We start from the raw sequence: 13,865 nt of genomic DNA, 5'->3' as shown, positions 1-13,865 counted from the left end.
GTGACACTCGTACGTACGCACATAAGCTAACCGTGGAGGATGGTCGGTGAGTTCCCCGCCCTCGGACGTTCGCTCTGGGCTGACCGGAGGCGAGGAGGCCCAGCCGGCCTCCGGACCACCGCCACCAGCCTACGGCGGCCGACCGCTGACCGTCGCCGTCACCGGCGCCGCCGGCGTGCTGGGCGAACGCCTTGCGGCGCGCCTGGTCGACTCGCCCGGTGTCCGCAAGGTGCTGGCGATCGACGACCGGCGCGGCGAGGTGCCCGGCGTGCAGTGGCGGGTGCTGGACGTGCGCGATCCGGCGGTCGCCGAGCGACTGCGCGGGGTCGACGTGGTCGTCCACCTCGCGATGGACCTCGGCATGGAGGCCGACGCGCGCGCCCGGAGCGCGTACAACGTGCGGGGCGCACAGACGGTGCTGACCGCCGCCGCGGCCGCCGGTGTGCACCGGGTGGTGCTCTGCACCTCGGCGATGGTCTACGGCGCGCTGGCGGACAACGAGGTGCCACTCGCCGAGGACTCCGAGCTGCGGGCCACCGAGGAGGCCACGCTGGTCGGCGACCTGCTGGAGATCGAGCGACTGGCCCGCCGCGCCCCGCGCGCCCACCCCGGCCTGCAGGTCACCGTGCTGCGTCCGGCCGTGCTGGTGGGTCCCGGCGTGGACACCGTGCTGACCAGGCATTTCGAGGCCCCCCGGCTGCTGGTGGTGGCCGGCTCGCGGCCGTGCTGGCAGTTCTGCCACCTGGATGACCTGGCCTCGGCCCTGGAGTACGCGGCGCTCGGCCTGGTCGAGGGCGAGGTCACGGTCGGCTGCGACGGCTGGCTGGAGCAGGAGGAGGTCGAGGAGCTCTCCGGGATCCGCCGGATGGAGCTGCCCGCCGCGCTCGCGCTCGGCACGGCGGCCCGGCTGCACCGGCTCGGGCTCACCCCGGCACCGGCCGGCGACCTGGCGTACACCATGTACCCCTGGGTGGTGTCCGGCAGCCGGCTGCACGAGGCGGGCTGGCGGCCCGCGTACAGCAACGAGCAGGTACTCGCCGAGCTGCTCACACAGGTCTCGGGCAAGCACGCGGTGGCCGGGCGCCGGCTCGGCGGCAAGGAGGCCGCCACCAGTCTGGGCGCCGCGGGTGCGACGGTGGCCCTGGTGGGGACCGCGGCACTGGTCCGGCGGGCCCGCAAGCGGCGCCGCATCTGACGTTTGGGTACGACAGGTTCGACGTTTGGATAATCCGTCAATCGCCGCAGGTCGGCCGGATCGGCAATCATGGTGAGCATGTCCGAGAATCGCGACCCCATCCGCCTGCTCGCCGTCCGCGAGACCCCGCTCTCCCTCGACGAGGTGTACGCGGCGGTCGGCGACGACACGGCCGGCGGCACCACCGTCTTCGTCGGGACGGTCCGGGACCACGACGGCGGGAAGTCGGTGTCCGCGCTGGAGTACAGCGCCCATCCGAGTGCCGTGCAGGAGATGCGGCGGATCGCGGAGAAGGTGGCCGCCGACTACCCGGTCCGCGCGCTCGCCGCGGTCCACCGGATCGGACGGCTGGAGATCACCGACGTGGCCGTGATCGTCGCGGTCTCCTGCCCGCACCGCGGCGAGGCCTTCGCCGCCTGCCGCAAGCTGATCGACGATCTCAAGCACGAGGTGCCGATCTGGAAGCACCAGATCTTCGCCGACGGCGAGGAGGAATGGGTCGGCGCGGGCGCCTGCTGACCGGCTTCGACTCCTCGGTGCGGGCTGAGACCGACCTGCTTCGGCCCGTCGGTGCGGGCTTACTCGTTCGGGTGAGCTGCGGTCATACGATTGCGGCCGCAGGGTGGCGTACGGCGGTCCGCCGTAACGCGGTCGGGGTGACAGCCGTTCTCTTACCAGGCGGTTAATGTGCTGATAGGCACGATGAGCTGGGAGTAAGAAGATGGCTGCGCTCGCCTGGTTGGGAATCCCCGTCGTCGCGGGACTGGTGGCCGTGCTGTGGGCGGCCTGGGCAGCCCGGCCGCCGCGGGCCACCGGTGACGGCGCCTCGCTCGCCGAGCACCAGCGGTTCAAGGCCGCCATGGAGCGCACCACCGGTACGGAGCGCACGGCGGAGTGACCCGGTCGGTAGCCCTGGGGGGCGCCGCCTGGGTCCGGTCCCGTACTGTCGTGCCATGCCACGCCGCTCTGCGACGATGCTCGCCGCCACCCTGCTGCTGATAGCGCTGCTCTGCGCCTCGGTACTGATGAACGTGCCCTACACGCAGCTCAGCCCCGGGCCGACGTACAACACGCTCGGCGCGCAGGACAAGTCGGGCACACCGGTCATCTCCATCACCGGCCACCAGACCTATCCGACCTCCGGTCATCTCAACATGACCACGGTGCAGGTCACCGGTGCGAGCTACCAGCCGAGCCTGGTGTCGGTGGTGGTCGGCTGGCTGCGCAACGACGTGCTGGTGGTGCCGCACGACACCGTCTACCCGGCGAACCAGACCGAGCAGCAGGCCCAGCAGGAGAACGCCGAGGAGTTCGCCTCCTCGCAGGACAGCGCCAAGAGCGCCGCGCTCACCGAACTCGGCTACCCGGTCGGCACCGAGGTGATCATCGCTTCGGTGGTGGTCGGCAGCCCGGCGGACGGCAAGCTGCACGCGGGCGACCAGATCGTCGCGGTGGACGGCACGAAGGTCACCGACCCGGCCCAGGTGGCGCCGTTGGTGACCAAGCACAAGCCCGGCGAGACCGTGGTCTTCACCACCGTCCCGCACGCCAAGGAAGCCGTGAACCCCGATCCGGCCGACGAGACCCAGGTCCCGATCGTCACCGAGAAGGCCCCCGACGACCCCAACCGGGCGATGGTGGGGATCACCCCCGGCACCACCCACACGTTCCCGTTCACCGTGGACATCGGGCTGCAGGACGTCGGTGGCCCGAGCGCGGGCCTGATGTTCTCGCTGGGCATCGTGGACAAGCTGACGCCCACCGACCTGACCGGGGGCAAGTTCGTGGCCGGCACCGGGACGATCACCGACGACGGCAAGGTCGGCCCGATCGGCGGCATCTCGATGAAGGTGATCGCGGCCCGCGACGCCGGGGCCCAGTACTTCTTCACCCCCAGCGACAACTGCGCGGAGGCGAGCAAGAACACCCCGCACGGGCTGCGGCTGATCAAGGTGGACACGCTGGACGGCGCGCTCAAGGCGCTCGGACAGATCCGGGCCGGACAGGACGCGGCACTGCCGTCCTGCCCGGCCTCGTAAAGCCCGGCGGCCGGGCTCAGGCTCGGGCTCGAGCTCAGGCTCGGGCTTCTCGGCCTCAGGCGAAGGTCGCGAGCAGCGCCTTGGTCAGGCCCGGCACCAGGTCGGGGCCGGTCAGCACCTCGCGCGGGATGTCCTTCTCGCGCAGCCGCAGGGCCGTCTCACGCTTGCCGTCACGCAGCACGGCGGCGGTGATCCGAACCTCCTGGCGGTCCTGGTGGTTGGCCACCCAGTCGGCCAGCTGTGCCTCGGAGGCCTTGCTGGGACGGCTCTTCTCGGCGCCCGGCGGGAGCATCAGCCGCTCGACCACGAGGGCGCAGCCGGCCACCATCTCGGGCCACGCGATGGTGCCCAGGAACTCGTCCAGCGCCATCCCGGCGGGCAGTTCGTCCTGTTCGACGGGGGTCAGCGCGCCGTCCTGCTCCGCGGTGAGCCCGAGCTGCTTCGCCAGCTTCGGGTCGGTCCGGCGCAGCTCGGCGCTGTCGACCAGGGCGAACAGGCGGGCGGGCAGGTCCCAGCCGAGCTTGCCGACGTACTCGTCGATCTCCAGGGCGGCGCGGGTCAGCGGGGTCGCGGCCGGGGGCAGACCGGACTCGGCGGGGGTGTCAATGGCATCGGACATGGCTCAATCCTCACACGAGCCCGGACAGCCTTCTAATCCGCACCGAACGCGTCAACGGCCTGGGAACTCGGCTCAAGGCTGATTAAGTTGCACTGGTGGGCCTCCGGCAAACCCGGCGTCACCCACTCAGCTCTCTTCCACCCGGCCGATCCGACCACAACAGCAGAGGTGCACCCTTGGTATTCCAGATGCCCGACCGAGGAGGGCAGGGGTTCCGTCCGAGAGTCGGCCCGCCCTCTCGACGCGCACGGGTCCTCCTGCTCACAGCCGGTGCCCTCGTCCTGCTGTTCCTCGCGTTCGTGATGTTCGCGGGGTTCTGGACGGACTGGCTGTGGTTCAAGTCGGTGAGCTACTCCTCGGTCTTCACCACCCAACTGTGGACGAAGGCCGGGCTCTTCGCGGTCTTCGGCCTGGTGATGGCCCTGGTGGTCGGCGTGAACCTGTGGCTGGCGTACCGGCTGCGACCGCCGCTGTCGGCGATGTCGCCCGAGCAACAGAGCCTGGACCGCTACCGGATGGGACTCGCGCCGTACCGCAAGTGGGCGCTGATCGGCGTCTCCCTGCTGACCGGTGTGATCGCCGGCGCCGCGGCCTCCGGGCAGTGGCGGCTCTGGCTGATGTGGACCAACAAGACCGCGTTCGGGGTGAAGGACAGCCAGTTCCACCTGGACGTCTCGTTCTACGCGTTCGACCTGCCCTGGTACGAGTTCGTGCTCGGCTTCGCGTTCAGCGCGGTGATCGTCTCGCTGCTCGCGGCGCTGGTGGTGCACTACCTCTACGGCGGGGTGCGGTTGCAGGGGCCGGGCCGTCGGGCCAGTGCGGGTGCGCAGGGCCACCTTGCGGTGCTGCTGGGCGTGTTCGTGCTGCTGAAGGCCGTCGCGTACTGGCTGGACCGGTACGGGCTCGCGGTGAAGACCGGCGCCTACAAGGGCGTCAGCGGCTGGACCGGACTGCGCTACGTGGACGCCAACGCGTTCCTGCCGGCCAAGACGATCCTGTTCTTCGTCGCGCTGATCTGCGCGGTGCTCTTCTTCCTCACCCCCGTCCGGCGGACCTGGGCCCCCGCGCTGATCGGCTTCGGCCTGATGGCGCTCTCGGCGGTGCTGATCGGCGGGCTCTACCCGGCGATCGTGCAGCAGTTCCAGGTCAAGCCGAACGAGCAGGCCAAGGAGACGCCGTACATCAAGCAGAACATCGACGCGACGCGCCAGGCGTACGGGATCGCGGACAGCCAGACGGCGCAGTACACGCCGGTCGCCTCCACCGACCCCAAGACGGTCGCCCCGGACGCCCAGACCATCGCGGACATCCGGCTGCTCGACCCCAACATCGTCTCGCCGACGTTCCAGCAGATCGAGCAGCAGCGCTCGTACTACGGGTTCCCGTCGACCCTGGACGTCGACCGCTACGGTGCCCAGCCGAACGCCCAGGACACCGTGATCGGTCTGCGCGAGCTCAACCTCAGCGGTGTGCAGCAGCAGAACTGGATCAACGACCACTTCAAGTACACGCACGGCTTCGGTGCCGTCTCGGCCAAGGGCAACCAGGTCAACGACAAGGGCCAGCCGGTCTTCACCGAGTCCGGTCTGCCCACCACCGGTTCGCTGGGCGACTACCAGCAGCGGATCTACTACGGCGAGAAGACCGACACCTACTCGATCGTCGGCGGCACCAACCAGGAGATCGACTACACCTCGGACTCCGGTGACCAGACCTACCAGTACCAGGGCGGCAGCGGCGTCTCGCTGAACAACCCGGTCACCCGGGCCGCGTACGCGCTCAAGTTCGCCGAGCCGCAGATCCTCTACTCCAGCGCGATCACCAACGGCGCCAAGGTGCTCTACGACCGCACGCCCAAGGAGCGCGTCGAGAAGGTCGCGCCCTGGCTGGCGATCGACGGCGACCCGTACCCGGTGGTGGAGAACGGCCACCTGACCTGGGTGCTGGACGGCTACACCACCTCGGACGGTTACCCGTTCTCCTCCAAGACCACGCTGGGCGACGCCACCAAGGACTCGCTGACCGACGAGCGCGGCCAGGTCCTCTCGGCCTCCAACGAGGTCAACTACATCCGCAACTCGGTCAAGGCCACCGTGGACGCGTACACCGGCCAGGTGACGCTCTACCAGTGGGACGACAGCGACCCGGTGCTGAAGACCTGGATGAAGGCCTTCCCCGGCACGGTCGAGGCCAAGAGCGCCATCCCGGCCTCGCTGCTGCCGCACCTGCGCTACCCGCAGGACCTGTTCAAGGTGCAGCGCGACCTGCTCGGGATGTACCACATGACCGACCCGAACTCCTTCTTCAACGGGACGGACATCTGGCAGGTCCCGGTGGACCCGACCAACGACAGCGGCCAGGCCCAGCCGCCGTACTACCTGACGGTCCGGATGCCCGACCAGACGGCCGGCGCCGGGAACTTCTCGCTGACCACCACCTTCGTCCCCAGCGGCCGGGACAACCTGGCGGCCTTCATGGCGGTGGACTCCGACCCCGGCGCGGACTACGGGAAGATCAGAATCCTGAAGGTGCCGAGCGACAGCAAGACGCTCGGGCCGAAACTGGTCCAGTCGCAGTTCAACTCCAATCCGGTGGTGGCCAACCAGCTCACCCTGCTGAAGAACGGCAGCGACTCCGACCTGGAGTACGGCAACCTGCTGACGCTGCCGGTCGGCGGTGGCTTCCTCAACGTCGAACCGGTGTACGTCAAGGGCCGGGGCGCCAACTACCCGGTGCTGCAGAAGGTGCTCGCGGTCTACGGGAACGACAACGTGGCCTTCGAGAACACCCTCTCCGACGCGCTGGCGAAGGTGCTCGGCGGTACCGCCGGGGCCACCGGGACGGCGCCGAGTACGCCGTCGGGAGGCGGCAGCACCCCGACCACGCCGCCGGCCGGCGGTGGCAGCAGCACCGATCCGGCGCTCCAGCAGGACTTGGCCGCCGCGCAGAAGGCCTTCACCGACGGCCAGAACGCGCTCAAGAGCGGTGACTGGACGGCCTACGGCACGGCCCAGCAGGCCCTGCAGAACGCGCTGAACGCGGCGGCGGCCGAAGAGCAGCGGGTGGGCGGCGCGACCGCTCCGGCCTCGCCCTCGGCCTCGCCCTCGGCGTCGGCCAGTGCGTCGGCCTCGCCCTCGGCCAGCCCGTCCCCGTAGCGCCGGTCGGTCTGAGCCGTGCACCGCGCCCGCCCGCACCGGTGGGCGCGGTGCACGGTTCACGTCCCCGACGTGCTATGTTTACAACACAACGACGCGGGGTGGAGCAGCTCGGTAGCTCGCTGGGCTCATAACCCAGAGGTCGCAGGTTCAAATCCTGTCCCCGCTACTCTCGTTGAAGGTCCGGAGGTTATCCTCCGGGCCTTCTTCGTTTTCCGACCCGGGTGGTGGCCGCCTTGGGTGCTGATAGCGGGCGTCGGGTCCGGCCTTGAAAAGGCAAGCGGGACGGCGTCTCGGCCTCATGATGAGTCCTTCGGGCCCGATCCGTGCTATGTTTACAACACAACGACGCGGGGTGGAGCAGCTCGGTAGCTCGCTGGGCTCATAACCCAGAGGTCGCAGGTTCAAATCCTGTCCCCGCTACTCTCGTTGAAGGCTCGGAGGTTATCCTCCGGGCCTTCTTCGTTTTCCGGTTCCGAGTGGTGGCCCGCGGAATTCTCACCGCCGGATGTGTTGACGCCGCCCGCGACCTGGTCCACCTTGGGTCAGTCCTGCGGTCGCTGTCCGGGGGCGGAGAGGAGCGGAGCGATGTCCTCCGGGGGCGCGGACGGCGTGCCGCTCCACTACGAACTGCTGGGTCCGTTGCGGATCCACCGGGCGCAGGCCGTCCGTGAGGCGGGCCCGGCGATGCAACAGGCGGTGCTGGCGGTGCTGCTGCTGAACGCGAACGAGCCGGTCGCGCGTGAGCAGCTGGTCCAGGCGGTCTGGGGTACGCGGGCCACCGCCAACGCGTCCGGCCTGCTCGCGACGTATGTGGCCCGGCTGCGGCGGGTGCTGGAGCCGGAGCGGACCCGCCGGTCGGTGGGCGGGGTGCTCTCCTCGTGGAGCGGCGGGTATCGGCTCTCGGTCGGCGCCGGGCAGCTCGATCTCCAGGTCTTCGAGCAGGCCCGGCTGCGGGCTCGCGAGCAGCGGGCGGCCGGTGACCTGGCCGGCGCCGGTGCCACGCTGGACCGTGCGCTCGGCCTCTGGCGCGGCGCCGGGCTGGACGGACTGCCCGGCCCCTATGCGGCGTTGCACCGCGGGAGGCTGACCGAACTGCGGCTGGCCACCGAGGAGGAGCGCTTCGAGGTGGCGTTGCTGGCCGGCCGCCAGCACGAGGTGGTACCGGAGCTGGCCGTGCTGGCCGCCGAGCATCCGCACCGGGAGCGGCCGCGGATGCTGCTCATGCTGGCGCTCTACCGGGCCGGCCGACGCAGCGAGGCGCTGACCGTGTACGCGGAGACCCGGCGACTGCTGATCGCCGGCCTGGGGCTCGAACCAGGCCGGGAACTGGCCGAGTTGCACCAGCGGATGTTGCGGGGAGACCCGGCGCTGGAGCTCGGCCCGGAGCCGGTCCTGCCGGGCCGGCCACTCGGCGGGACGCTCCGGACCGCCTGGCGCCCGGCCCAACTGCCGGCTGATCCGGCCGACTTCACCGGACGGTCGGCCGAACTGCGGACGCTCTTCCGGGTGCTGGGCCCTGGGCCGGCTTCGGAGCCCGCCGCGTCGCGCCGGGCGACGGCGGTCGCGGTCGTGGTGGTCAGCGGGCCGCCCGGGATCGGCAAGACGGCGCTGGCGGTGCACGCCGGGCACCGGCTGCGGGAGCACTTCGGCGATGGCCAGCTGTTCGCGGCGCTGCACGGGCCGGACGGCCGCCCGCGGACGGCGGCCGATGTGCTGGGCCGCCTGCTGACCGACCTGGGGGTGGAACCGGGCGATCTGCCGGGGGAGTTGGAGCAGCGGTCGGCGCTCTTCCGGTCGGTCAGCGCGGGGCGCAGACTGCTGCTGGTCCTGGACGACGCGGACAGTGCGGCGCAGGTGGCGGAGCTGCTGCCCGGCTCGGCCGGCTGCGCGGTGCTGGTCACCGCGCGCTCCCGGCTGGCCGAACTGCCGGGCGCCCGTGCGGTCGTACTCGACCGGCTGGCACCGAGCGAGGCGGCCCGGCTGCTGCGGCGGCTGCTGGACGGCGCGGGCGCGCGCACGGGTGCCGGGACGGCGGCCGACGAGGAGAGCGCGGCCGCGGCGGTGCTGGCGGCCTGTGACGGTTGGCCGCTGGCACTGCGGTCCGCCGCCGCCCGGGTGGCGGCCCGCCCCGGCGGTGGGCTCGTCCGGCTCGCCGGGCGATTGGCCGACGAACGGCGCCGGCTGGCCGAGCTGAGCCCCGGCGGGCGCGGCGTCGGCGGGGCCTTCGCGTCCTGCGGCGATCGGTTGCGCCGGGCGCCGGACGGCCTGGCCGGGTGGCTGGCGTTCCGGCGGCTGAGCCGGCTGGGCCCGGCCGACTGGACCGCACGGACGGCGGCTGACCTGCTCGGCGTCGGCGAGGACCGCGCCGATGAGCTGCTCGACCTGGTCGCCGAACACGGGCTGCTGCGCCGGACGGCCGACGGCGGGTACCGGCCGCATCCGCTCGCGGCGCTCTTCGGACGGACCTCCGGATGGACGCGGGATGGAATCCGGATGGCGCCCGTGGAGCCGGGGCGGCGGCGCGAACAGGACTGACGTGCGGCGATGCCGGGGCTTCGGGGCGGCCGTAAAGGTCTGTACCACGTTGGCACCTCGCCGGTTGTCCCTGGCCCGTCAGGAAGTCTTGACCGGCCATTTGGTCTAGTCCACTCTGTGGGCCTGGCCTCAGCTGCGCACGTCCCCGGCCACGACCGGGAACCCCGTACGCCGCCCGGGGCCGGGCTGTTCTCCGCTTCGCTCCCTGCTGCCTGTGTCACGCGCCCTGGGCGCGGCCCGGTGTGCCGCGCCGTCCTGTTGATCAGAGGAGCTGCCCCGTGCACCGTGCGACCAGACAACCCGAGAGAAGACCCGTCGAGCGCGGCGGGGCGAAGCGCTCGGCCCCGAGAACCGCCCTGGCCTGCGTGGCCGCGCTCGCCCTGGCGGCGGCCGGCACGGTGCTGATCGCCTCCGGCGGGAGTGCCAGCGCCACCGTGGGCGCCGACGTCGGCAACCTCCTGCAGAACCCGGGCTTCGAGACCGGCACCCTGGCCGGTTGGAGCTGTACCGCGAACTCCGGTGCCGTGACCGGAAGTCCGGTGCACTCCGGGTCGTACGCGCTGCGGGCCACCCCGGCCGGAAGCGACGACGCGCAGTGCACCCAGCAGGTCGCAGTGCGCCCGAACTCGGCCTACACACTGAGTGGTTGGGTGCAGGGCAGTTACGTCTACCTGGGCGACAGCGGGACCGGTGGGACGGACACCTCGACCTGGAGCACCAACGCCTCCTGGAACCAGCTGACCACCAGCTTCACCACCGGCCCGACCACCCTCAGCGTGACGGTCTACCTGCACGGCTGGTACGGGACGGGCGCGTACGGTGCCGACGACCTGGTGCTGACCGGTGCTCCGCCGTACCCGACGTCCACCCCGCCGACCACTAACCCTCCCACCACGCCCCCACCCCCCACCACGGCCCCGCCGACGACGCCGCCCCCCACGACGCCGCCGCCGACCACGCCGCCCCCCACCACGCCCCCGCCCGGTGGTAACAAGCACCTGCTGACCGGCTACTGGCAGGACTTCGACAACGGCGCCACCGACCAGCGGCTGAGCGACGTCAACTCCGCCTACGACATCATCGCGGTGGCGTTCGCCGACACCGACCCGTCGAAGCCCGGCGGTATCACGTTCGCGCTGGACGGCACCCTGTCGAGCAAGCTCGGCGGCTACACCGACGCGCAGTTCAAGGCGGACATCAAGGCCAAGCAGGCGGCCGGCAAGAAGGTGGTCCTCTCGATCGGCGGCCAGAACGGCACCATCTCGGTCGGTGATTCCACGGCCGCGGCCAACTTCGCGAGCAGCGCTTACGCATTGATGCAGAGCTACGGCTTCAACGGCGTCGACATCGACCTGGAGAACGGCGTCAGCGCCACCTACATGGGCAGCGCGCTGCACTCGCTCGCGGCGATGGCGGGCAGCGGCTTCGTCCTGACCATGGCGCCGCAGACCATCGACATGCAGTCCACCGGTGGCGACTACTTCCAGCTGGCGCTGAACACCAAGGACATCCTGACCATCGTCAACATGCAGTACTACAACTCGGGTTCGATGAACGGCTGCGACGGCAACGTCTACTCCGAGGGCAGCGAGGACTTCCTGACCGCACTGGCCTGCATCCAGTTGCAGGGCGGCCTCGCGCCGAGCCAGGTCGGCCTCGGGGTTCCGGCCTCGACCAGTGCGGCCGGCAGCGGCTACGTCTCGCCGAGCACCGTGGACAACGCGCTGGACTGCCTCGCGAGCGGTACCCACTGCGGCTCCTTCAAGCCCGCCACCAGCTGGCCCGGCATCGGCGGCGCGATGACCTGGTCCACCAACTGGGATGCCAGCAATGGCAGTTCCATCGCCACCACGGTCGGCAGCCACCTCCACGGCATGAGCTGACCCGACGCATCCCCCTGCTCCCGCCCACCGCCCGCCCCACACACACCGGGCGGTGGGCGGCCCTTCCCCCACATCACAGGAGAGCGAGAATGCGCAGAACCAGTCGATCGGCATGGGCGATGACCTCGGCAGCCAGCCTGCTGCTGGGCGCGGCCGTGTCGGTGCTGGGCATGGCTCATGCCCAGGCCTCACAGAACCTCCCGGCGGCCACCCCACTGGCCGCCGCACCCGCCGCCAACACGACGGGAGCGCCCGCCACTTCGGGCGGAATGAAGGTGGCGTACTACGACCAGTGGTCGGTGTACCAGAACGCCTTCTACCTGCAGAACGTCAACAGTTCGGGTGAGGCGAGCAAGCTCAACTACCTGATCTACGACTTCGAGAACATCGACCCGACCAACCTCACCTGCTTCGAGGCCAACTCGGCCGCCTCGCAGGACGAGAACAACCCCAACGCGGGTGACGGTGCGGGCGACTCGTACGCCGACTACGGCAAGAGCTTCAGCTCCGGCATCAGCGTGGACGGCACCACGGACGCCTGGAACATGCCGATCGTCGGCAACTTCCACCAGCTCCAGGAGCTGAAGGCGAAGAACCCGAACCTCAAGGTCATTCTGAGCCTGGGTGGTTGGACCTACTCCAAGTACTTCTCGGACGCGGCCGCCACCGACGCCTCGCGCAAGAAGCTGGTCAGCTCCTGCATCGACATGTTCATCAAGGGCAACCTGCCCTCGCAGAACGGCTACGGCGGCACGGGCACCGGCAAGGGTATCTTCGACGGCTTCGACATCGACTGGGAGTACCCGGGCGGCGGCGGCCACACCGGCAACCACTCCAGCACGGCCGACAAGCAGAACTTCACCGCCCTGCTCGCCGAGTTCCGCACCGAGTTGAACGCCCAGGGCGCCGCCGACGGCAAGACCTACGCGCTCTCGGCCGCGCTGCCGGCCGGCCAGGACAAGATCCAGAACGTCGAGACCGACAAGATCGGCCAGTACCTGACGTTCGGCGATCCGATGACCTACGACATGCACGGCGGTTGGGAGCCCACCGGGCCCACCAACCACCAGGCGCCGCTGTACGAGAACCCGGCCGACCCGTCCACCGCGATCGCCCCCGGAACCTCCAAGTACTCGGCGAACGAGGCGATCAAGGCCTACACGGTCGGCGACTCGCAGTACGGGATACCCGGTGGGTTCCCGGCGGCCAAGCTCAACATGGGCGTGCCGTTCTACTACCGCGGTTGGACCGGCGTGCCGGCGGGCAGCAACCACGGGCTCTTCCAGACGGCGACCGGTCCGGCGACCGGCGCGGCGGACTCGGGCAACGTGGCGGGCATCCGGATGTACAAGGAGCTTTCCGGGGTCGTCGACAATGCGGCGGACACCTTCTGGGATCCGAGCTCGCAGGCCGCGTACTTCTACGACGGCAGCACCTTCTGGTCCGGTGAGGACTCCCAGTCCCTCCAGGCCACCGCGGACTACCTGCACTGCAACGGACTCGGCGGAACGATGATGTTCTCGCTGTACGACCTGGACTCGGCTGCCACGCTGTTCAACGCGGCGGTCACGGACACCAACGGCTCGGCCTCCAGCTGCCCGGCGCCCACGCCGACCCCCACCCCGACCCCGACCCCGACCCCGACGCCGACGCCCACCCCGACCCCGACTCCCACGCCGACTCCCACCCCTACCCCGACCCCGACGCCGACGCCCACCCCCACCCCCACGCCCACCCCCACCCCCACCCCGACCGGCGGCATCGTGGTCAACGGCGGCTTCGAGTCCGGCTCGCTCGCTCCGTGGACCTGCACCGGCAACCTCGGCTCGGTGGTGAGCAGCCCGGTGCACTCCGGCTCGCACGCCCTGGCAGGCGCTGCCAGTGCCAGTGACGACGCCCAGTGCTCGCAGACCGTCACGGTCAAGCCGAACACCACGTACACGTTGTCCGGCTGGGTGCAGGGCAGCTACACCTACCTCGGGGTGACCGGCTCGGGCGCTGACACCTCGACCTGGACCAGCGGCCCCAACTGGTCCCAGCTCTCAACCAAGTTCACCACCGGCGCCGGGGTCACCTCGGTGACCGTCTGGGTGCATGGATGGTACGGCCAGGGCACCTACTACGCGGACGATCTCAGCGTGAGCTGACGACCCGACGCGCGGTTCCCGCGCAGGTCGGAGGCGGTGTCACCCAAGCGGTGGCGCCGCCTCCGGTAGTATTGGCGGACGCTCGGTTCATCCCCATTGGCGGTGGGGGGTTTGTGAGGCGCAAGTGTCGGGAAATCGACAAAGCGCTGAGGCAATCTCGCCGGCCTCGGCCCGGCCCGCCAAATGTTCGCGGGGCAGGTGTACGCGGGTATCGGGTGATGCGACGATGGACCACATGGGGGATGGTGCGCGGCTGTTGACGAGCCGTACGCCCCGGCGCGCCCCCGGC

The 13,865-nt window shown here is 70.6% G+C and carries 9 protein-coding genes and 2 tRNA genes; 10 read left to right on the top strand and 1 reads right to left on the bottom strand.

Annotated features, from left to right (window positions below; genetic code table 11):
• The first annotated feature begins 46 nt into the window (after positions 1–46).
• The 4 genes from BS80_RS16425 (at position 47) to BS80_RS16415 (ending at position 3,234) form a co-directional block, all read left to right on the top strand.
• A complete protein-coding gene (locus BS80_RS16425; protein WP_035798170.1) occupies positions 47–1,195 on the top strand; it encodes an NAD-dependent epimerase/dehydratase family protein in 1,149 nt (382 codons plus the stop codon).
• A 78-nt stretch (positions 1,196–1,273) separates the two neighbouring features.
• Positions 1,274–1,714 carry a molybdenum cofactor biosynthesis protein MoaE gene (locus BS80_RS16420; protein WP_232246503.1) on the top strand — a complete coding sequence of 147 codons (441 nt, stop codon included), beginning with the start codon at positions 1,274–1,276 and terminating at the stop codon, positions 1,712–1,714.
• Between the two features lie 202 nt (positions 1,715–1,916).
• Positions 1,917–2,093 carry a hypothetical protein gene (locus BS80_RS41875; RefSeq protein WP_198045543.1) on the top strand — a complete coding sequence of 59 codons (177 nt, stop codon included), beginning with the start codon at positions 1,917–1,919 and terminating at the stop codon, positions 2,091–2,093.
• Positions 2,094–2,148: 55 nt separating this feature from the next.
• Positions 2,149–3,234, top strand: a complete 1,086-nt coding sequence (locus BS80_RS16415; RefSeq protein WP_035798165.1) for a YlbL family protein — start codon at positions 2,149–2,151, stop codon at positions 3,232–3,234.
• A 55-nt stretch (positions 3,235–3,289) separates the two neighbouring features.
• On the opposite strand, the gene BS80_RS16410 is transcribed toward BS80_RS16415, so the two are convergent.
• Positions 3,290–3,853, bottom strand: coding sequence for a PPA1309 family protein (locus BS80_RS16410; RefSeq protein WP_051966686.1), 564 nt, complete (start codon positions 3,851–3,853; stop codon positions 3,290–3,292).
• 188 nt (positions 3,854–4,041) lie between these two features.
• Here BS80_RS16410 and BS80_RS16405 point away from each other — a divergent pair, with 188 nt between their 5' ends.
• The 6 genes from BS80_RS16405 (at position 4,042) to BS80_RS16380 (ending at position 13,576) form a co-directional block, all read left to right on the top strand.
• Positions 4,042–7,008, top strand: coding sequence for a UPF0182 family membrane protein (locus tag BS80_RS16405; protein ID WP_083974790.1), 2,967 nt, complete (start codon positions 4,042–4,044; stop codon positions 7,006–7,008).
• A gap of 95 nt (positions 7,009–7,103) precedes the next feature.
• Positions 7,104–7,177: transfer RNA gene (locus tag BS80_RS16400), tRNA-Met, on the top strand.
• A gap of 180 nt (positions 7,178–7,357) precedes the next feature.
• A tRNA-Met gene (locus tag BS80_RS16395) sits at positions 7,358–7,431 on the top strand.
• Between the two features lie 165 nt (positions 7,432–7,596).
• Positions 7,597–9,546 carry an AfsR/SARP family transcriptional regulator gene (locus tag BS80_RS16390; RefSeq protein ID WP_051966684.1) on the top strand — a complete coding sequence of 650 codons (1,950 nt, stop codon included), beginning with the start codon at positions 7,597–7,599 and terminating at the stop codon, positions 9,544–9,546.
• Positions 9,547–9,911: 365 nt separating this feature from the next.
• Positions 9,912–11,429 carry a chitinase gene (locus BS80_RS16385; RefSeq protein WP_063771995.1) on the top strand — a complete coding sequence of 506 codons (1,518 nt, stop codon included), beginning with the start codon at positions 9,912–9,914 and terminating at the stop codon, positions 11,427–11,429.
• A gap of 89 nt (positions 11,430–11,518) precedes the next feature.
• On the top strand, positions 11,519–13,576 hold the full coding sequence (locus BS80_RS16380; RefSeq protein WP_035798163.1) for a glycosyl hydrolase family 18 protein: 2,058 nt from the start codon (positions 11,519–11,521) through the stop codon (positions 13,574–13,576).
• Positions 13,577–13,865 lie beyond the last annotated feature (289 nt).

It is taken from the genome of Kitasatospora mediocidica KCTC 9733 (genome assembly GCF_000744225.1).
Lineage (GTDB): Bacteria > Actinomycetota > Actinomycetes > Streptomycetales > Streptomycetaceae > Kitasatospora > Kitasatospora mediocidica.
The sequence above is the reverse complement of the archived record's forward strand: the minus strand, read 5'-3'. Positions and strand labels throughout refer to the sequence as shown.